At 69.6% G+C, this 19,782-nt stretch carries 19 protein-coding genes; 8 read left to right on the top strand and 11 right to left on the bottom strand.

Annotated features, from left to right (window positions below; all coding sequences use genetic code 11):
• Positions 1-20: 20 nt before the first annotated feature.
• Genes hisIE through Q333_RS0106955 form a run of 10 tightly spaced genes read right to left on the bottom strand, consistent with a single transcriptional unit; the run spans position 21 to position 9,667 of the window.
• A complete protein-coding gene (gene hisIE / locus Q333_RS0107000) occupies positions 21-647 on the bottom strand; it encodes a bifunctional phosphoribosyl-AMP cyclohydrolase/phosphoribosyl-ATP diphosphatase HisIE (protein ID WP_029416037.1) in 627 nt (208 codons plus the stop codon).
• On the bottom strand, positions 644-1,411 hold the full coding sequence (gene hisF, locus Q333_RS0106995; protein WP_029416036.1) for an imidazole glycerol phosphate synthase subunit HisF: 768 nt from the start codon (positions 1,409-1,411) through the stop codon (positions 644-646). Before hisF ends, hisIE begins: the two co-directional genes overlap by 4 nt.
• Entirely contained in the window at positions 1,408-2,142 is a 735-nt protein-coding gene (gene hisA / locus Q333_RS0106990) for a 1-(5-phosphoribosyl)-5-[(5-phosphoribosylamino)methylideneamino]imidazole-4-carboxamide isomerase (RefSeq protein WP_029416035.1), read from the bottom strand. Before hisA ends, hisF begins: the two co-directional genes overlap by 4 nt.
• The gene (hisH, locus tag Q333_RS0106985; RefSeq protein WP_029416034.1) at positions 2,139-2,738 is read right to left on the bottom strand and encodes an imidazole glycerol phosphate synthase subunit HisH; all 600 of its coding nucleotides are present in this window, start codon (positions 2,736-2,738) and stop codon (positions 2,139-2,141) included. The genes hisA and hisH overlap by 4 nt, the downstream gene beginning before the upstream one ends.
• On the bottom strand, positions 2,735-4,162 hold the full coding sequence (gene hisB / locus Q333_RS0106980; protein ID WP_029416033.1) for an imidazoleglycerol-phosphate dehydratase HisB: 1,428 nt from the start codon (positions 4,160-4,162) through the stop codon (positions 2,735-2,737). Before hisB ends, hisH begins: the two co-directional genes overlap by 4 nt.
• Positions 4,159-5,481 carry a histidinol dehydrogenase gene (hisD, locus tag Q333_RS0106975; RefSeq protein WP_029416032.1) on the bottom strand — a complete coding sequence of 441 codons (1,323 nt, stop codon included), beginning with the start codon at positions 5,479-5,481 and terminating at the stop codon, positions 4,159-4,161. The genes hisB and hisD overlap by 4 nt, the downstream gene beginning before the upstream one ends.
• Positions 5,481-6,362 carry an ATP phosphoribosyltransferase gene (hisG, locus tag Q333_RS0106970; RefSeq protein WP_029416031.1) on the bottom strand — a complete coding sequence of 294 codons (882 nt, stop codon included), beginning with the start codon at positions 6,360-6,362 and terminating at the stop codon, positions 5,481-5,483. Before hisG ends, hisD begins: the two co-directional genes overlap by 1 nt.
• Before the next feature lie 10 nt (positions 6,363-6,372).
• Positions 6,373-6,693, bottom strand: coding sequence for a YerC/YecD family TrpR-related protein (locus Q333_RS0106965; RefSeq protein ID WP_029416030.1), 321 nt, complete (start codon positions 6,691-6,693; stop codon positions 6,373-6,375).
• Between the two features lie 54 nt (positions 6,694-6,747).
• Complete coding sequence (locus tag Q333_RS0106960) at positions 6,748-9,045, bottom strand: putative bifunctional diguanylate cyclase/phosphodiesterase (RefSeq protein WP_051651170.1); 2,298 nt, start codon at positions 9,043-9,045, stop codon at positions 6,748-6,750.
• A 1-nt stretch (position 9,046) separates the two neighbouring features.
• A complete protein-coding gene (locus tag Q333_RS0106955) occupies positions 9,047-9,667 on the bottom strand; it encodes a cupredoxin domain-containing protein (RefSeq protein ID WP_029416028.1) in 621 nt (206 codons plus the stop codon).
• A 178-nt stretch (positions 9,668-9,845) separates the two neighbouring features.
• On the opposite strand from Q333_RS0106955, the gene Q333_RS0106950 reads away from it, so the two are divergent.
• The 6 genes from Q333_RS0106950 (at position 9,846) to Q333_RS0106925 (ending at position 15,420) form a co-directional block, all read left to right on the top strand.
• Positions 9,846-10,745, top strand: coding sequence for a DUF3034 family protein (locus tag Q333_RS0106950; RefSeq protein ID WP_029416027.1), 900 nt, complete (start codon positions 9,846-9,848; stop codon positions 10,743-10,745).
• 3 nt (positions 10,746-10,748) lie between these two features.
• Complete coding sequence (locus Q333_RS0106945) at positions 10,749-11,282, top strand: group I truncated hemoglobin (RefSeq protein WP_029416026.1); 534 nt, start codon at positions 10,749-10,751, stop codon at positions 11,280-11,282.
• A 92-nt stretch (positions 11,283-11,374) separates the two neighbouring features.
• Complete coding sequence (locus Q333_RS0106940; protein ID WP_029416025.1) at positions 11,375-12,778, top strand: circularly permuted type 2 ATP-grasp protein; 1,404 nt, start codon at positions 11,375-11,377, stop codon at positions 12,776-12,778.
• Complete coding sequence (locus Q333_RS0106935; protein WP_029416024.1) at positions 12,778-13,716, top strand: alpha-E domain-containing protein; 939 nt, start codon at positions 12,778-12,780, stop codon at positions 13,714-13,716. The genes Q333_RS0106940 and Q333_RS0106935 overlap by 1 nt, the downstream gene beginning before the upstream one ends.
• A gap of 8 nt (positions 13,717-13,724) precedes the next feature.
• Positions 13,725-14,564: a transglutaminase family protein gene (locus tag Q333_RS0106930; RefSeq protein WP_029416023.1), complete on the top strand. Its 840-nt coding sequence runs from the start codon at positions 13,725-13,727 to the stop codon at positions 14,562-14,564.
• Between the two features lie 88 nt (positions 14,565-14,652).
• Positions 14,653-15,420, top strand: a complete 768-nt coding sequence (locus Q333_RS0106925) for a peptidase (protein WP_029416022.1) — start codon at positions 14,653-14,655, stop codon at positions 15,418-15,420.
• 3 nt (positions 15,421-15,423) lie between these two features.
• Here Q333_RS0106925 and Q333_RS0106920 read toward each other — a convergent pair whose 3' ends face one another.
• Positions 15,424-16,242: an LD-carboxypeptidase gene (locus tag Q333_RS0106920; RefSeq protein WP_029416021.1), complete on the bottom strand. Its 819-nt coding sequence runs from the start codon at positions 16,240-16,242 to the stop codon at positions 15,424-15,426.
• 92 nt (positions 16,243-16,334) lie between these two features.
• Here Q333_RS0106920 and Q333_RS0106915 point away from each other — a divergent pair, with 92 nt between their 5' ends.
• Both Q333_RS0106915 and Q333_RS0106910 read left to right on the top strand, forming a co-directional pair.
• Complete coding sequence (locus tag Q333_RS0106915) at positions 16,335-17,756, top strand: glutamate ligase domain-containing protein (RefSeq protein ID WP_029416020.1); 1,422 nt, start codon at positions 16,335-16,337, stop codon at positions 17,754-17,756.
• Positions 17,753-19,774, top strand: coding sequence for a TonB-dependent receptor (locus Q333_RS0106910; protein ID WP_029416019.1), 2,022 nt, complete (start codon positions 17,753-17,755; stop codon positions 19,772-19,774). The genes Q333_RS0106915 and Q333_RS0106910 overlap by 4 nt, the downstream gene beginning before the upstream one ends.
• Positions 19,775-19,782: the final 8 nt, after the last annotated feature.

Raw genomic sequence — 19,782 nt, 5'->3', positions numbered from 1 at the left:
CGACCGGAGGCGAACCTCCGCTATTCGCTCGGCTGTTTGGCCGGTCGCTCGCGCGAGGCCAACACGTCCAGCACCGCCTGAAACGACAAGTGACGCGACCGTAACAGAACGAGCAAGTGATAGATCAGGTCCGCCGCCTCGGACGCGAGTTCCTCGTCGGGCCCGGCGGCGCCCGCCAGCGCGGTCTCGACGCCCTCCTCGCCGACCTTCTGGGCGGCGCGCTTGGGGCCCTGGGCCAAGAGCTTGGCGGTCCAGCTGGAGGCCGGATCGGCGGAGGCGCGCTCGGCGATGGTGCGCTCCAGCCGGGCGATGCGGCCGAGCCCCGGCGCATCGGCGTCGCCGAAGCAGCTGGTGGTCCCCAGGTGGCAGGCCGGACCCATGGGTCGCACGGCGAGCACCAGGGCGTCGCCGTCGCAGTCGGGCGTGATGGAGACGACGTTCAGCCGGTTGCCGCTGGTCTCGCCCTTCCTCCACCGGCCGCCCCGGCTGCGCGAGAAGAAGGTCGCCTCGCCGGAGGCGATCGTCTCCTCCAGCGCGGCGCGGTCCATGTAGGCCAGCGTCAGCACCTGAAGCGTGTCGGCGTCCTGAACGATCGCCGGGATCAGGCCGCCGCCCTTGTCGAAGTCTAGCGTTGCCGGATCGATCATGTCCGCACCTCCACGCCTGCGCCGGCCAGATAGGCCTTCAGGTCCGGCAGGGCGATCTGGCCCGAATGGAAGACGCTGGCGGCCAGCGCGCCCGACACATTGGCCCGGTCGAAAACGTCGAGGAAGTGCGACGGCGACCCTGCTCCACCTGAGGCCACCAGCGGGATGGTCAGGCGGCTGCGGGCGTCCGACAGCTGGGCGGTGTCGTAGCCGCGGCGCACGCCGTCCTGGTCGATGCAGTTGAGCACGATCTCGCCCGCGCCCCGCTCCTGCGCCTCCACGATCCACTCCATGGTCCTGCGCCCCGCCAGCCGCCGGGCGTTCGGGTCGCCGGTGTACTTGTGCACGACATAGTCGCCGTCCTCGCGGCGGCTGTCGACGCCGACGACGACGCACTGGCTGCCTAGCCGCTCGGCCATCTCGGTGATCAGTTCGGGGCGCTCCAGGGCGGGCGAGTTGATCGAGACCTTATCGGCGCCGTTATCGAGGCAGGCGGCGGCCTGATCGACGGTGCGGATGCCGCCCGCGACGCAGAAGGGGATGTCGAGCAGCCGGGCGATGTCGCGCACCCAGCCGTAATCCAGCGTCCGACCCTCCGGACTGGCGGTGATGTCGTAGAAGACCAGTTCGTCGGCGCCCTGGTCGCGGTAGCGGGCGGCCAGTTCGGCGGCATCGCCCATGTCGACGTGGCCCTCGAAGCGCACGCCCTTGACCACGCGGCCGTCCTTGACGTCCAGGCAGGGGATGATGCGACGGGCCGTCACGACACCGCCTCGATGGCCTGGCTGACCGTGAAACGGCCCTCGTAGATGGCGCGGCCGGTGATCGCGCCGTCGCAGCCGATGCCGGCGCAGGCTTGCAGGTCGTCCAGCGTGGCGACGCCGCCCGACGCCTGGACCTTCAGCTCGGGGCGGCGTCGCACGATCTCGGCCAGAAGGTCGAGGTTGGGTCCGGTCAGGGCCCCGTCGCGGCCGACGTCGGTGACGAGGACATGGGACAGGGTTCCGGCCGGATAGCGGTCGAGCGCGGTCCAGAGGTCGAAGCCCGCGGCTTCGGTCCAGCCCTTGAGCGCGGGCGTCGGCACGCCGTCCTCGCCGACGCGGACGTCGAAGGCCAGGGTGAGGCGATTGGGTCCGAAACGGGCGAGCCATTTGGCCACGGCGTCGGGCTGGGTCACGGCCAGAGATCCGACGACGACGCGCGAGACACCGGCCGTCAGCAGGCGTTCGACATCCTCGACCGAGCGGACGCCGCCTCCGGACTGGATGTGGGCGAGATGGGTCGAAGCCAATCGGCCGATGAGATCGTGCTGGACCGCGCGGCCGGCCTCGGCGCCGTCCAGATCCACGACATGGACCCACTGGGCACCCTCGTCGGCGAAGGCGGTCAGGCGGGCGGCGGGGTCGGGGTCGTACTCCGTGACCTGGTCGAAGCGGCCGTGCATCAGCCGCACGCACTTGCCGCCGCGCAGGTCGATGGCGGGATAGACGATCATGCGGGCAGCTCGAGGAAGTTCTTCAGGATGCGCGCGCCCGCTTCGGCCGAGCGTTCGGGGTGGAACTGGCAGCCCCAGCGGTTGCCGCTGCGGACCATGGCGGGGACGGAGGCGCCATAGTCGGCGCAGGCGATGGTCGTAGGCGTGTCAGGGCAGACGTAGGAGTGGACGAAGTAGGCGTAGTCGCCCGCCTTCACGCCCTCCAGGATCGGGTCGTCGGACAGGGTGTGCAGCTTGGACCAGCCCATGTGCGGCACCGGCAGATCGTCGCGCACGGGCATGCGGGTGACGCGGCCGGGGATGAAGCCGAGCATCGTCGCGCCGCCGTTTTCCTCGCTCTCGGCGAACAGCAGCTGTTGTCCCAGGCACAGGCCGAGCAGGGGGCGGGGAAAGCCCTTGATGATGTCGGTCAGGCCCAGTTCTGCCATGCGGCTCATGGCGTAGCCTGCAGCGCCGACGCCGGGCAGGATCAGACGTTCGGCCTCGGCGATCTGTGTCGCGTCGGAGGTGACGCGCACATTGGCGCCCAGCCGCTCTAGGGCGAACTGGACGGACGCGGTGTTGCCCGCCCCGAGGAGAACGATGGCGGTGGTCACAACACCCCCTTGGTCGACGGCACGGCGTCGCCCTCGATCCGGATGGCCTGGCGCAGGGCGCGGCCGAAGCCCTTGTAGACGGCCTCGGTCTTGTGGTGGTCGTCGGAGCCCTTGACCGAGATGTGGACGGCGGCGCCCAGGTGCTCGGCCAGAGAACGGAACACGTGGGCGGTCAGGTCGGTGCGGTACTCGCCGATGTAGGGCGTGGAGAACTCGCCCTCGAACACTGGGTAGGGACGGCCGGACAGGTCGATGGTGACATTGGCCTGGGCCTCGTCCATGGCGAGCACGAAGCCGTAGCGGGCGATGCCGCGTCGTTCGCCGAGCGCCTGTTTGAGCGCCTGGCCCAGAGCGATGGCTGAGTCCTCGATGGTGTGGTGCGGGTCGGTGTGGAGGTCGCCCTCGCATTGGAGGCGGAGCGAGAAGCCGCCGTGGGCCGCGACCTGTTCCAGCATGTGGTCGAAGAAGCCGACGCCGGTCTCGATCCTGATGGGGGCGGTGGCGTCGAGGTCGACGGCGCAGACGATGCGGGTCTCCTTGGTGTCGCGGACGGCCTGGCCGGTGCGGTGGGCGGGGGTCTTGCCGACGGCGAGGCCGAGCGCGGCCAGCAGGCGATCGTTGACCTCGGGCTTGAGCGACACCGGCAGGCGCAGACGGTCGCCGGAGCGGTCGGCGGCGACGCCGAAGCGGGCGAGGTCGGCGAGCGTCGTCTCGATGTCGGAGGGGCGGGCCATGATGATCGGGCCGACGCCGGGCTCGACGACCATGAGGCGGCCGATCTCGCGGACGAGGCGCTCGCGTTCGCGGCGGACGCCGGCGATGCGTTCGGCCGTCTCGATCATGCGCGACGGGTCGAGCGCCTGCATGGCGAGGCGCACGAGCGGCTCTGGCAGGGCGTAGAGTTCGACGACCTCGGACAGGCGGGCCAGGGTCTGGGGCTGGGCGAGCGCCGCGCCGACGCGGGCGCCCGCCAGGCCATAGGCGAGCGACAGGCTGCGCAAGCACACCAGGTTGGCGTGGTCGCCGATCAGGGCGGCGGCGGAGGGAGCGTCGGCGAACTCGACCAGGCCTTCGTCCACCACCAGCAGGCCGGGCGACACGCGGGCGGCCATCTCCGCCACGGCCTCCGCCGAGCCGAGGGCGCGCACGATGGTGGCGACGGTCTCGCCGGTGCTGGCCCGATAGATGCGCGACAGGCCCGCATAGGGTTCGGCGTCGGGGGCTTCGACCGAGCCGGCGTCGCGGGCGGCGAGGCGCCAGACCAGCTCCAGGCCATGGGTCAGGCCACGCACGGGCAAGACGTGGTCGGCGGCGACGCCGTAGATCTGGGCCATGCGGGCGGCAAGCGCGGCGGTGTCGCCGGGGTAGCGGTCGAGGCCGTCGGCTCCGGCGACCAGCGGCGGGAAGGGGGCGGGGAGGGTCATTCGCCGCTCCTCAGATCGGCCGCCCGCGCGTGGGCCTCCAGCCCCTCCAGCCGCGCCAGCCGCGCCGCGATCGGACCGAGCTGGGCGGCGCCCCCGCGGGTGACCGTCTGGACCGACATCGAGGTCATGAAGCTGGCGGTGGTGATGCCGCCCAGCGTGCGCGCGCCGCCGTCGGTGGGCAGGACGTGGCTGGGGCCGGCGGCGTAGTCGCCGAGCGTTTCGGCGGCGAAACGGCCGACGAAGATGGCGCCCGCCGCGCGGATGGCCGGCAGCATCGCCTCGGGCTCCTCGACCTGGAGCGCCAGGTGCTCGGGGCCATAGAGGTTGATGACGTCGCAGGCCGTCTCCTCGTCGCGGACCAGGATGGCGCGGGCCTCGTTCAGGCTGGCGCGAGCGATGGCTTCGCGCGGCAGGGTCGCGACCTGACGTTCGACCTCGGTCAGGATGTAGTCGAGGTTGGCGCGGCTGGTGGAGACCAGGATGACCTGGGCGTCGGCGTCGTGCTCGGCCTGGCTGAGCAGGTCGGCGGCGGCGATTTCGGGCGCGGCGTCGCGGTCGACGACGACCATCAGTTCGGACGGGCCGGCGGGCATGTCGGCGGAGGGACCGCCGGGAAGGGACGAGGCATAGCGCTTGGCCTCGGCGACATAGGCGTTGCCGGGGCCGAACAGCTTGTCGCAACGAGGTATGTCGCCGTCGGGCAGGGAGACGCCGTAGGCCAGGGCGGCGATGGCCTGGGCGCCGCCGACCAGCCAGAGGGCGTCGAGGCCAGCCTCGGCCGCCGCCAAAATCATGGCGGGGTGGACGGAGCCGTCCTTGGCGGGCGGGGTGACGGCGACGCGCTCGGACACGCCCGCGACGGCGGCCGGGATGGCCAGCATCAGCAGCGACGAGAACAGCGGCGCCGTGCCGCCGGGCACATACAGGCCCGCCGCGCCGATGGGCCGCCAGACGAGGCGCGAGGTGACGCCGGGCGTGGTCTCGACCAGGGCCGAGTCTTCCGGGATCGTCGCCTCGTGAAAGACGCGGACGTTGTCAGCGGCGACGCGGATGGCGCGGACGTCGGCGGGCGGCAGGGCCTGGCGCGCCTCGGCGACCACGGCTTCCGTGATGGCGATGCGGCGCGGGGCATGGCCGTCGAGCTTGATCGCCCAGTCGATCACGGCCTGACCCCCGCGCGCCTTGACGTCGTCGAAAATGGCGCGGACGACGTCGGTGACCTGGGTCTCCGAGCGGCGCGATGGGCGGGCCAGGGCGGCCTGCTTCCCGGCGGCGTCCAGCGACGCCCAGTCGATGCGTTTCACGTCGAGCGTCGTCATCACATCATCTTCTCGATGGGGAGGACCAGGATGGCCGAGGCCCCGGCGGCCTTGAGCTTCTCCAGCGTCTCCCAGAACACGGCCTCCTGGCACACGGCGTGGACAGCCACGGCGTCGTCGCGGCCGGACAGGGGCATGACCGTGGGCGAACCCGCGCCCGGCAGGATGGCGGTGATCTGATCGAGCGCCGAGCGGGGTGCGTTCAGCATGACGTATTTGGCGCCCTGCGAGGACACGACGCCGGCCATCCGCTCGATGATCGAGTCCAGCAGGTGAGCGAGTTGCGGCTCGGGCGCGACGGGCGACTGGATCAGGACGGCCTGGCTTTCGAACACGGTCTCGCGGGCGACCAGCCCGTTGGCCTCCAGCGTGGCGCCGGTCGAGACGAGGTCGCAGATGGCGGCGGCGAGCTTGAGCCGCGGGGCCACCTCGACTGCGCCGCGCATGGTGACGATGTCGGCCTTGATGCCCTGGCCGTCCAGATAGCGACGCAGGATCTTCGGGTAGGAGGTGGCGATGCGGCGACCTTCCAGCGTGGCCGGGCCTTCCCAGGCCAGCGTCGGCGGGGCAGCCAGCTTCAGCGTGCACTTGCCGAAGCCCAGCGGCATGACGACAGACGCGTTGGCGCCGCCGTTCTTGCCTTCTTCCAGAACATTCTCGCCGACGATGCCGAGGTCGCAGACGCCGTCTGCGACGAAGGTCGGGATGTCGTCGTCGCGCACCCGCAGCAGGTCGATCGGATAGTTCTCGACCTTGTAGAGCAGGTCGTTGGCGCCCTTGACCACGCGCAGGCCCGCGTCCCGGACCAGGTCCAGGCTGCGGTCGGCCAGACGGCCGGATTTCTGCACGGCGATGCGAAGTCGCCCCTCTACGGTACTCATGACTTGGGGCTCAGTGTTTGGGGTTCAGACGGTCCAGCACCAGGCGGTAGCCCTGATGCGGCATCTCCTTCAGGAAGCGGGCGACGCGCACGACGGTCGTGGGGCTGGCCCCCGCCTCGCAGGCGATCTCGCGGTACGACCGACCGCCCTGATCGAGCAGCCGGGCGACGGCCCAGCGTTCGGCAAACGCGCGGACCTCGGCCGGGGTGCACAGGTCGGTCAGGAAGGCCTCGACCTCGTCGCGCGTCTTCAACGCCAGGAAGGCGTCGAGCAGGGCGGCGCGATCGCTCGCGGCGCGGCTCGGGGCGGACGGGGAAAGGGTATCGGACATCGCGGCGTTCCACTATGCTGTAACAGTGGAACGGTCAAGAGGCTCCCGCTTGCGTCAGGCCGCCGCCTCCAGCGCCGGTTTCTCCAGCCGTTCGATCAAGGCGGTCAGGGCGAGCGGCCGTGCGATCAGATAGCCCTGGGCCGTGTCGCAGCCCATGCCGCGAAGCAGCGCCATCGCCGTCTGGGTCTCGACGCCCTCGGCGGTGACGGTCATGCCTAGGCTGTGGGCCAGATCGATGGTGGATTTGACCAGAAGCGCGTCCTTGGCGCTCTCGTCCAGCGACATGACGAAGGCCTTGTCGATCTTGAGCTCGTCGGCCGCGATGCGCTTCAGATAAGCAAGCGACGACAGGCCGGAGCCATAGTCGTCGATGGAGACCTTGATGCCGGCCGCGGCGAAGCGGTCGATGATGCCAAGCGCGGCCTCCGGATTGTCGATGACCGCCGTCTCGGTGATCTCGAAGCACAGATCGGCCTTGGCGCGCGACACGGCGTTGAGGGCGAAGCGGGCGAAGCTCTCGTCCGACAGCAGGCGACCCGAGACGTTGATCGAGACCTTCAGCCGGTGGCCGGCCTTGGCGAGCGCCTTTTGGTCGGCGATGGCGCGCCTGACGCCCCATTCGGTCAAGGCGCGGATCTGGCCGGTCTCCTCGGCCATGCCGATGAAAAGGTCCGGAGCGATGAAGTCGCGCTTGGGATGGTTCCAGCGCATCAGGCCCTCGACGCCGGTGATGGCGTTCTGGCGCAGATCGAACTTGGGCTGATAGGCCATCCAGACATGGTCGCTCTCGAGCGCGCAGATCAGGTCGGACATCAGGCTGAGATTGGCGCCGGGGTCGCCGTAGGCGGCGGCGTCGAACAGGGCGGCCTTGGAGCCGGCGGCGCGCGCCTGGTCGATGGCGACGCCCGCGCGATCGACAACGGCGTCGAGCCCGCCGGTCGGCTGGACCGCCCGGGCGAGGCCGGCGGTCAGGCTCGCGTCGATCCGGGCGCCGATCAGCTTCAGCGGTTCGTTCGCTACGGCGCAAAGGCGGGCGGCTGCTGCGATGGCGTCGGCGTCGTCGCCCTCGATCTCAAGCATCAAGCCCATGACGCCCGCGCCGACGCGGGCGACGGGCGCGCCGGTGGCGGTGGACAGGCGGGCGCCGAGCGCGGCGACGAGTTGGCCCATGGCCTCGAAGCCGATGGCGTTTCTCACGACCTCGAAGCGGTCGACGCCGAACAGGACGACGTGGGCCGACGCGCTGGAGGCCGCCTGGCGTTCCAGCCACAGGCGATTGGGCAGGCCGGTCTCCATGTCGTGCAGCGCCATGTGGGTCAGGCGCGCCTGGCGGTCGCGGATGTCGCCCGCCATGGCGTTGAAGCTCTCGGCCAGGCGGCCGATCTCGTCGGTGGATGTGATCTCAACCTGCGCGTCTTCGCCTGCCTGCAGCCGGTGAACGGCCTCGTCGAGCGCGGTGATCGGCCGGGTCAGGCCGCGCGACAGGAACCAGGTCCCGGCGACCAGCAAGGCAAGGCCCACAAGGCTGATCCCGCCGAGCGCCCAGAACATGGGCTCATAGGGTTTCAGCGCCTCGGCCATTGGATAGCTGAGCGCCAGAACGGCGGGGGCGTCGGCGTCGAAGCTGGGCAGGGGACGCGCGAGCACCATGGCCTCGCCCTGGGCGGTGCGTCCGCCGACGGCGGCGCCGTCCTCGGCGACGGCGCGATCCATGAGCCCCGCCAGCGCGCTCTCGGGGCCGGACATGCCGCGCCAGCCGTCGGCCGCGCGGGTCAGGACGGAGGCGTTGAGCGGGATGGCCGAGAGCTCTTCCAGCCGGGTCATCTGGGTCTGGTCCAGCCGGTCGATGAATACCACCCAGCCGATCAGCACCGGCGCCATGACCGGGGCGGCGACCGCCTGATGCGGCTGGCCGTTCAGGTCGAGCACGCCGGACGAAAGCTCGCCGTCGTTCAGTCCGGTCCAGAGGGTGTTGAGGGTCGCCTCGTCGAGCGAGGGCCCGGCCGTGATCGCGTAGCCGTCCGAGCCGAGCAGCAGGGCGCCGTCGACGCCCTGGCGGGCGCTGAGGTTCTCGAGCGCGGAGCTGACGGTGGGTTCATCGTTGGTGGCCACCGCTTCCCGAAAGCCGAAGTCCTGTGCGAGCACGGCGGCTCCCTGCTCAAGCTGGGCCGAGCGGGATTCCCAGAGCTGGTCATAGACGGCGCCCGTCGCCGTCAGTTCGCCACGAACCACGCTGCGCGCGCTGGCCGTGATGGCCGTGAAGACGGCCAGCGCCACGAACAACAGCGCGATCCCGAACAGGCCCGCATAGAGCACCGTCAGCCGGGTGCGCAGATGGCGGAAGCGGATCATCTCAACGCACCGCCGCGCGGGCGGAGAAGTCGCCGGTCATGGTCTGGCGGCCCGGGCCGGTTCCGATCGTCAGGGTATAGGCGCTCTCGTTGCCGCGAACGTTCAGGCGCGGATGCCAGACGACGAGGCGGGCCGGGCCCGCGGGGATACCGGCGATGGTGACGTCGCCGGTCGCGTCGGTCTTGGCCGCCCAGTGCGTGTCGACCACGCGCACATAGGCCAGCATCTGATCGTGGATGTTGCAGCCGAGCGCGGCGGTGCCCACGGAGGCGAAGGCGTGAGTGCGGGTCTGATCCTGGCCGAACAGCTCGATCTCGAAGCGGTTGCCGCGCGAGAAGGAATAGACGTGGTGGCGGACCCGATCGAGGTTGGGAAAGCTGACGGTTGCGCCGACCGGGGCGATCAGGACGTAGGGCTGGAACTGCACATCCCGCTGGGCGATCCTCAGAGGCCAGGAAAACCGGATCGGCCCGCGCGGCACGCCGGCGTCCGGGCGCACAGTCACGACGGCGTCGCGAACGGGCCGCCCCGCCGTGTCGCGAACAGAGACCGTCAGGTCGCCCGCGTGGGCGACGCCGGTCAGCGTCAGAAAAACCAAGATCAACACAAGTACAATACGCATGCCTCACGCCTTAATCAGAACAGGTGAAGTCACAGTAAATCATCATTCAATCTGAAGTTGTTGTATCGCGTTACACAACAATGCTTCTTCTTGCGAGAATGTCTTGAGGCGACGAGTCGAGATTTATCGGCCATTAACTCTGTTGCGGTTCTCTGCTCCGGAACTCAGGGTTTCTGCCATGCCTCACATTGCAGAAGCGGCGGCCGCTGTCGGCCTGCTCGCTTGCGCCGTCGCCACTCCGGTCGCCGCCCAGATCGCAGACTGGATTCCGGAAAGCCGGACAGGCGGCAAACTCATCCTGACCGGTGGCGTCTCGACCCTCGAGGGCTCGGGCGGCGGTGGTCTGGCGACCTGGGCGGTCACCAGCGGCTATGGGGAACGCGACGGCATCGGCGGCAATGTCCACGCCACTTATGTGAACCTGCCGGATTACGAGCTGCGCTCCTGGGGCGCGTCGACGTCGTTCTGGGACCGGGTCGAGGTGTCGGTGGCGCGTCAGGAGTTCGACACCGGCGAGACCGGGGCGGCGCTGGGGCTGGGCGCGGGCTTCACCTTCACCCAGGACATCGTGGGCGTGAAGGTCAAGCTGATCGGCGACGCGGTCTACGATCAGGACACCTGGATGCCGCAGGTCGCGGTCGGGGTGCAGCACAAGGCCAACGACCAGGGCGCGATCATCGCCGCCGTCGGGGGGCGCGACGACGAAGGCACGGAGTACTATGTGGCGGCGACCAAGCTGTTCCTGGCCGAGTCGCTGCTGGTGTCCGGGGCGGTGCGCTTCACCGACGCCAATCAGACCGGCCTGCTGGGCTTCGGCGGTGACCTGAACGACGACCTGGAGCCGCAGTTCGAGGGCTCGGTCGGCTATCTGCTGAACCGCAATCTGGCGATCGGGGCCGAGTACCGCACCAAGCCGGACAATCTGGGTTTCGCGGGCGAGGACGACTGGTTCGATGTTTTCGCCGCTTGGGCCCCCAACCGGCACTTTTCCGTGACGGCCGCCTATGTGGACCTGGGGTCGATCGCGACCTTTGAGGACCAGCGCGGCCTGTATCTGTCGCTGCAAGTCGGGTTCTGATCCATGCGCGCCCTTCTGATCGCCGCTGTTTTCATCGCCGCGCCCGCGCCGCTCCTGGCCCAGGAGGCCGAGGATGACCTGTCGCTCCCGCCCATTGTCATGTCGACGGAGTTTCCGGGCGAGGTCGAGGTCGAGCCCTACCAGCGCAGCAACGCCAATGCGGGCGCCACCCCCTTCGAGGGGACGGAGATGTGGGAGACCTTCGGCGGCGCCGAAGGCGTGTCCGCCATCGTCGAGACCTTCGTCGAGCGGATCGTCGCCGATCCGCGCATCGCCGAGATCTTCATGGCCCAGGATCAGGTGCGGCTGCGTCGCACGCTGAAGGAGCAGTTCGGCTATATCCTGGGGGGACCGGTCGCCTATTCCGGTCGCGACATGCGCTCCAGCCACGCCGACCTCGGCATCCAGTCCGCCGACATGGGGGCGCTGGTCGAGAACCTGCAGATCGCCATGAGCGAGCACGGCGTGCCCTTCCGAGCCCAGAACCGCCTGTTGGCCAAGCTTGCGCCCATGCGGCGCGACGTCGTCACCCGCTGATCCCGCACCGCAACAAAACGGTTGCGCATCGTCCGTGCTCCGGTCCACGCTGAAGGCTCTCAGCGACAGGAGCGACCGTCACGTTCGACGAGATGTCAGGCACGCCCGGATCGGCGACGGTCCGCAAGAGCTATCGGACGCTGGCCCGATGGCTGGAGACGGCGCCGCCTGACCTTTTGCAGGCGCGGTCACGTCAGGCCGAGCTGTTCTTCCGCCGCATGGGGGTGACGTTCGCCGTCTATGGCGACGTGGAGTCCAACGAGCGGCTGATCCCCTTCGACGTCGTGCCCCGCATCATCGGCGCGGCCGAGTGGGAGCACCTGGAGAAGGGGCTGAAGCAGCGCGTCTCGGCGCTCAATGCGTTTCTCAAGGACATCTACGGCCCGCAGGATTGCATCAAGGCCGGCATCGTCCCCGCCGACCTGATCCTGACCAATCCGCACTATCGGCCCGAGATGCAGGGTCGGCGGCCGCCGGGAGACATCTGGACCCACATCTGCGGCGTCGACCTGGTCCGCACCGGCGAGGACGGCTTCCTGGTGCTGGAGGACAACTGCCGGACCCCCTCGGGCGTCTCCTACATGCTGGAGAACCGCGAGATGATGATGCGGCTGTTCCCGGACCTGTTCGCCGAGCACCGCATCCGACCTGTCGAGACCTATACCGACATGCTGCTGGCCTCGCTCCGGGCCTCGGCGCCTGAGCATGCCGGGGCGGACCCGACGATCGTGGTGCTGACCCCCGGGCCATACAATTCGGCCTACTACGAGCATAGCTTTCTGGCCGACAAGCTGGGGGTGGAACTGGTCGAGGGGCGCGACCTGTTCGTCAACGACGACATAGTCTTCATGCGCACGACCGAGGGGCCCAAGCAGGTCGATGTCGTCTATCGGCGCGTCGACGACGACTGGCTGGACCCGCTGACGTTCCGGCCGGACTCGACCGTTGGCGTGCCGGGCATCATGGCGGCCTATGCGGCGGGGAATGTCACCCTGACCAATGCGGTCGGAACCGGCGTGGCCGACGACAAGGCGGTCTACACCTACATGCCCGAGATCATCCGCTTCTTCTCGGGCGGGGATCCGATCCTGGGGAACGTGCCAACCTGGCGATGCCGCGAGCCCGATGCGCTGAAGGAGGTGCTGGACCGGTTGCCCGAGCTGGTCGTGAAGGAGGTCGGGGGATCGGGCGGCTACGGCATGTTGGTCGGCCCGGCCGCGACCAAGGCCGAGATCGAGGATTTCAGGAAGAAGCTGGAAGCGGACCCGGACGACTTCATCGCCCAGCCGACGCTGTCGCTGTCGACCGCCCCGACGCTGTGCGGAACCGAGCTGCAGTCGCGGCATGTGGACCTGCGGCCGTTCGTGCTGTCGAGCCCAGCGGGCGTGCGGGTCGCGCCGGGCGGGCTGACGCGGGTGGCGCTGAAGGCCGGGTCGCTGGTGGTCAACTCCAGTCAGGGCGGCGGGACCAAGGACACCTGGGTGCTGGACGACTGATGCTGAGCCGCACCGCAGAGAGCCTCTACTGGACCGGCCGCTACATGGAGCGGGCCGACTTCCTCGCGCGCATCCTGGAAGCCGCCGTGCGGCTGGCGGCGCTTCCCGCACGGGACGGTGCGGCTGCGACCGCCTGGGCCAGCGCCATCGCTTCGGCCGGTGTGAGCCGTGCGTTCGCCGCCTCGGCGCGGACCCCTTCGGAGAAGTCGGTGCGCGAGTATCTGGCTTTCGCGCCCGACAACCCCAGTTCGATCCGCGCCTGCATCAACGCCGCGCGCACCAACGCCCGGTCGGTGCGCACGGCCCTGACCATTGAGCTGTGGGAATCGATCAACGGCGCGTGGAACGGGCTGAACGACTTCGGCGAACCGACCAAGCGCGACGACTTCGTGCGCTTCCTGGAGTGGGTGAAGGGGGTGTCCCTGGCCGTCGAGGGCGCGTCGTCCCGGACCATGCTGAGGAACGACGCCTATTGGTTCCTGCGGTTGGGCGGCGCGATCGAGCGCGCCGACAACACCGCCCGCCTGCTGGACGTGAAGTACCACCTGCTGCTGCCGGCAGGAGAGCGGGTGGGCGGGCAGCTGGACTACTTTCAGTGGACGACGCTGCTGCGCGAGGTCTCGGCCCTGACCGCCTATCGCTGGGTCTATCGCGAGAGCGTGCGGCCGTGGCTGGTGGCGGATCTGCTGGTGCTGAACCGGCAGATGCCGCGGTCGCTGGCCAGTTGCCAGGCCATGATCGTAAGCTATCTGGAGCGGCTGGCCGCCGACTATGGGCGGCGCGGTCCGGCCCAGCGGCTGGCCTCGGCGCGCCTGACGCAGTTCAACGAGGCCAGGATCGAGGACATCTTCCAGTCGGGCCTGCACGAATACATCCTGGCCTTCCTGGGTGAAAACAATGCGTTGGCGAACGCCATCCACGACCAGTACCTGGTGTAAGGCGGGCCATGCGCATCCGGATCGATCATGAGACCCGCTATGCCTACGCTAGGCCGGCGCGGTTCATCGTCCAGACCCTGAGGCTGACGCCCCGCTCGACCGAGGGCCAGCAGGTGCGCGACTGGCGTATCGAGACCGACGTGGACGCCCGCATCCGCCGCTCCGAGGACGCCTTCGGCAACATCGTCCATTCCCTCTACACGGAGCGGCCGACCGACAGCCTGACGGTGCGGGTCACCGGCGAGGTGGCCACGGTCGACACCGGCGGCGTGCTGAAGGGCTTTCCCGAACGGCTGTCGCCGCTGGTCTTCCTGCGCGACACGCCCCTGACTCACGCCGATCCGGCCCTGCGCGAACTGGCGGGGCGGGTGGGGGATGGCGATCCCCTGTCACGCCTGCACCGCCTGATGAGCCTGATCCACGGCGAGGTGACGTTCATGGTCGGGGCCACGACGCCCGATCACACCGCCGCCGACGCCTGGGCCCAGAAGCAGGGCGTCTGTCAGGACCACGCCCAGATCTTCATCGCCTGCGCCCGGCGGCTGGGCATCCCCGCGCGTTATGTCTCGGGCCACCTGCATCGCCGCGACGGCATCGTCGAGCAGGACGCGGCCCACGCCTGGGCCGAGGCCCATGTCGAAAACCTGGGCTGGGTCGGGTTCGATCCGGCCAACGGCGTCTGTCCGACCGAGCACTATGTCCGGGTCGCCTGCGGGCTGGATGCGCTGGGGGCCACGCCGATCCGGGGAACCAGCTATGGCGGCGCCGGAGAGCGGATGACGGTCGCGCTGCGTGTGCGCCACATGCAACAGACACAACAGCAACAGCAGCGGCAGGGTTGGTCATGAACACGCCAGGGGGTGTCCGTTCATGCGAATCTGCTAGCGTCGTCCCCTCAACTGCGCGGGATACCGGGTTTCGGCCCGGTCGTTTCTGATGACCTACTGCGTCGGCATGCTGGTGAACGAGGGTCTGGCGATGATCGCCGACACCCGCACGAACGCCGGCGTGGACAACATCTCCTCCTACAAGAAGCTGCACGTCACCGAGGTGCCCGGCGACCGGGTCATCGCCATCGCTACGGCGGGCAATCTGTCGGTCACCCAGACGGCGCTGGCCATGCTGGCCGAGGGCGTGCGCATGCCCGGCCACGACGTGCCCGAGACGCTGGAGACCGCGCCGACCCTGTTCCGGGCCGCCCAGTTGGTGGGATATTGCCTGAATGCCGTGCGGCAGGACCTGCTGCCGACGGTGGAGGCCGACTCGCTCAAGATCACCGCCTCCATGCTGCTGGGCGGGCAGGTGAAGGGCGGCAAGATGGGGCTGTACCTCATCTATGCCCAGGGCAACTTCATCGAGTGCGGGGCCGATACGCCGTATCTGCAGATCGGGGAGCTGAAGTACGGCAAGCCGATCCTGGACCGCGCGCTTCGCCCCGACACGCCGATGTCGGAGGCGGTCAAGCTGGGGCTGATCAGCTTCGATTCCACGATCCGCTCCAACATCGCGGTCGGGCCGCCCTTCGACATGATCGTGGTCCCCCGCGACGGTCTGCGCGGCGAACAGCGGCGGATCGAGGCGGATGACCCCTATTTCAAGGATCTCGGCAAGCGGTGGTCCGAGGCCCTGGCTCAGGCGCATCGCAACATGCCCGCGCCGCCCTGGATGGAGCCGTCGCGGCCGACCATCGCGGCGGTGGGCTGAGGTTCAGCGCGGGCCGAAAGGCACGACCTTGTTGTTGCGGTCGTGGGCGATGTCGGCGGGGCCGAGGTAGGGGATGCCCGATCGCTCGCACCAGTGCTGGACGATCTCTTCCGCCGTCATCCCGAAGTCGGGCTCGTTGGGCGTCACGTCGGTGAAGCGGCCCGCGCGGATGCCCGCCACCCGCCGGATCGACGGCTGGCTGGTCAGGTGGAACATCATCCGGTCGATGCGATAGGCGGCCTCGGACACGTCCTCCAGCATCAGGATATGGCCGGTCAGGTCGGGCTCCAGCGACGTGCCGAGCAGCTGGTCCAGAACGGTCAGATTGAATGCGACGGCGGGGCGAGGGTCGGTCGCGAGCGACGGCTCGAGGCCTTCGCTCACGCCCTTGCGCAGCCAGTTCAGCGAGCGGAAACCGGTCGGGTCGTTGCGCACGCCGTCGGACGCCATCGGTCCGTGAGCCACGCTGAAGCCGGCCTTGTAGAGGATCGCGAGCATCGACCCGACGTCGGAGTAGCCCAGGTAACGCTTCTTCCGCGCCGCCTCGGTCAGGCGCGGCATGACGGCTTCGGCGATGCGGCAGGAGCCGTAGCCGCCGCGCGCAAACCAGATGTGATCGATACGCGGATCGTTGGCGAACTCCACGAAGGCGTCGGCCCGCTCCTGGTCCGTGCCGGCGAAATGGCCGGACTTGCCGAAGCTGTTCGGGTGGATGGCGCAGGTCACCTCGCCGGTTGGGAACTGGCGCTCGAACCAGGCGTGGATGGCCTCGGCCCGCTCGCGGGCGAAGCGGGAGGAGACGGCGACGATGCCGATCTTCATGCCTGCCGTCCGATCATTCGTGGCCTTCCCCGCGCCGCGTGCTAGTCACGCGAGACCCGCCCGACACTCCGCATTCCGCCGCCAAGATCAAGATGACGCCTGACAAACCTTCCTATTTCTTCTGCGGCATCGGCGGGTCCGGCATGCTGCCGCTGGCCATGATCGTCCAGTCGCGGGGCGCCTTAATCGAGGGCTCGGACCGGTCGCTGGACCAGGGCCGGACGCCGGAAAAGTTCGACTGGCTGCGGGCCCACGGCGTGGCCCTGCATCCCCAGGACGGATCGGGCGTGCGGGCCGAGCACACCGTGGTCGCCACCGGCGCGGTCGAGGACACGGTGCCCGACATCGGCGCGGCGCGTCGGGTCGGCGCGCCCATCGTCACCCGGCCCGAGCTGTTGAGCCGGATCTTCAACGCCGCCCCGACCTCGATCGGCGTGGCGGGCACCAGCGGCAAGTCGACCATCACCGGCATGATCGCCTGGATCCTGCATCAGGCGGGCCGCGCGCCGACCGTGATGAACGGGGCGGTCATGCGAAACTTCGCCGACGCCGACCACCCCTTCGCCAGCGCCCTGATCGGCGGCCCGGACCTGTTCGTGGCCGAGGTGGACGAGAGCGACGGTTCCATCGCCCGCTACGATCCGACGGTGGCGGTGGTGTCCAACATCTCGCTGGACCACAAGTCGATGGAGGAGTTGCGCCATCTATTCGACGGCTTCATCCATAGGTCGAGCCTCGCTGTGATGAATTTGGACAATCCCGAGACCGCTGCACTCGCCATGGCGTTGAACGGGGGATTGGATCCCTCCTGGGCTCACACCTTCTCAGTGGGCAATCGCGATGCAGACTACTCTGCACACAACATCCAGCCTCTACCCTGGGGCGCTGCCTTCGATCTGAGCATTCCGTGGCATCTCGGTCAAAGAGTTTCGCTGAGAGTTCCCGGAGTTCACAACGTCAGCAATGCCTTGGCCGCGTTGGCGGCAGTGTCTGCTTACGTTCCGCTCGAGACAGCCGTCGCGGCGCTGGAAACCTTCGCCGGCATTCGGCGGCGGATGGAGGTGGTCGGCACGGCGAACGGCGTCACCGTCATCGACGACTTCGCCCACAACCCCGACAAGATCTCCGCCACGCTGAAGACGCTTCATGCGTTCGAGGGGCGGCTCCTGATCCTGTTTCAGCCCCACGGCTTTGGCCCGCTGAAGCTGATGAAGACCGAGTTCATCGACACCTTCGTGGGCCTGATGCAGCCCGACGACGTCCTGCTGATGCCCCAGCCCGTCTACTACGGCGGCACGACGGACCGTAGCGTGGGGTCGGAGGATATCGCTGCGGGTGTGCGCGCGGCGAGGCGTCAGGCCGAGGCGCTGGCGGACCGAGCGACGTGCGGCGACCGGATCGTGGAGATGGCCAGGCCCGGCGACCGGGTCATCGTCATGGGCGCAAGGGACGACACCCTGTCGCAGTTCGCGCAGGAGCTTGTTGCGCGTCTGGGCGCTAAAGCCCCCGCATGATCCAGGACGCCCCGGCCGAACTCCCCGACATCGTCGTCACCGCCGCCCGCCTTCCGCCCGCCGCCAGCGAGGCGGCTTTCAGCGTCGTCCGTATCGGCGAGGAACGGCTGTCGCGCGAGACGCGGCTGGACGAGGCTCTGAGGTCCGTGCCAGCCGTCAGCCTGTTCCGGCGAACGTCGAGCCTCGGGGCCAATCCGACGACTCAGGGAATTTCACTGCGAGCCATCGCGCCGTCGGGCGCGGGGCGGACGCTGGTGACGCTGGACGGGGTGCCGGTGAACGATCCGTTCGGCGGCTGGGTGATCTGGAGCCAGGTGCCGCCCGAGAGCCTGTCGGGTCTGGACGTGGTGCGCGGGGCCGGGGCCGGACCCTATGGCGCGGGCGCCCTGACCGGCGTCATCGCGCTGCGCGAACGCGACGGGGCGGGCGGCGCGCTCGAACTCTCCGGCGGCGAGTTGGGCGGACAGAGGCTCGGCGCGGCGACCACGCTCTCTGCCGGTCGCTTCAGCCTGACCGGCGCGCTCCAGCGCGAGATCAGCGACGGCTATGTCCCGGTGCGCGGTCCGGCGGCGGGCGCGGTCGATACGCCGCTCGACCTGGAAACATTGTCGAGCGCGCTCCGACTGGACGCGGCGCTGCCCGGAGACCTGGCCCTGTCGCTCAGGGCGTCGGCCTACGACGAAGAGCGCGGCTCGGGCCTGCTCGGCGCCCGTTCGAGCGCGAGCGGCGAGAGCTATTCGGCCACCGTCTCGCGGGCACCGAACGCGGAGCGGTTGGGGTGGCGGGCGCAGGTCTGGCGCCGGACCAGCGACTTCGCCAACACCTCGGTCGCCGTGGCGGCCGAACGGGGTTCGACGACACCCGCCAACGACCAGTTCGCAACGCCCGCCGAGGGCTGGGGGTGGAACCTCGCCGTGCGGCGGACGGCGGTTCCGCTGGGCGGCGGACGGTTGGAGTGGGAGGTCGGAGCGGACGCCCGCTTCAGCGAGGGCGAGACGCGTGAGCTGTTCCGCTTCATGGGTGGGGCCTTCACGCGAGACCGGATCGCGGGCGGCGAGACGTCCGTCATCGGGGCCTATGGCGAGGCGTCGTGGACGGCCGGGCCGTGGCTGGTCGCGGGCGGTCTGCGGATCGACGGCTGGGAGAACGCGGCGGGGCGACGCATCGAGCGCGACCGGGCGACCGGCCTGCCCACGCTGAACGAGATCGACCCGGACCGCTCGGGCGAGGTGGTGTCGGCCCGTCTGGCGGCGCGACGCGAGCTGGGCGGCGGCTGGGCCGGGCGCGCGGCGGCCTACTCCGGCTTCCGGCCCGCGACGCTAAACGAGCTGCACCGGCCGTTCCGCGTCGGCAACGACCTGACCGAAGCCAATGCGGCGCTGGAGCCCGAGACGCTGCAGGGCGTCGAGGTGGGCCTGTCGTGGAGCGGCGAGGCGACCGAGGCTCAGGCGTCGGTGTTCTGGAGCCGCCTGGACGACGCCATCGTCAACGTCACCATCGGCGCAGGCCCCGCGACCTTCCCGCGCGCGGGTTTCGTCCCGGCGGGCTGGGTGCTGCGCCAGCGCCAGAACGCCGGGACCATCGAGGCGACCGGCATCGAGGCGTCCATCACCCACGAGATCGACGATCGCCTGAGCCTGGACGCCGCCGTGTCCCTGACCGAGGCCGAGGTCGACGGCGGGACGGCGGCGCCCCAACTGACGGGCCTGCGGCCCGCCCAGGCGTCGGAGATCAGCGCCTCCGCCGGCGCGGTCTGGCGGGCCACGGATCGCCTGACCCTGGTCGGCCGGGCGCGCTACGAGGGCGACCGTTTTGAGGACGATCTGAACAGCCGGACGCTCGACGAAGCCGTGACGCTCGATGCCCGCGCGGAGTGGATGGTGCGCGACGGCGTCGTGGCCTTTGTCGCCGCCGACAACCTGTTCGACGCAAAGGTCGAGGTGTCGGAGACCGGCGACGGGGTGGAGGGCTATGGCCCGCCGCGCGTGGTGCGCGCGGGTCTGTCGCTGCGCTGGTGACGGCCGGC

Origin of the sequence: Brevundimonas bacteroides DSM 4726 (assembly GCF_000701445.1) — a bacterium.
Lineage (GTDB): Bacteria > Pseudomonadota > Alphaproteobacteria > Caulobacterales > Caulobacteraceae > Brevundimonas > Brevundimonas bacteroides.
Note: the sequence above shows the minus strand (reverse complement) of the source record. Positions and strands in the feature narration are given on the sequence as shown.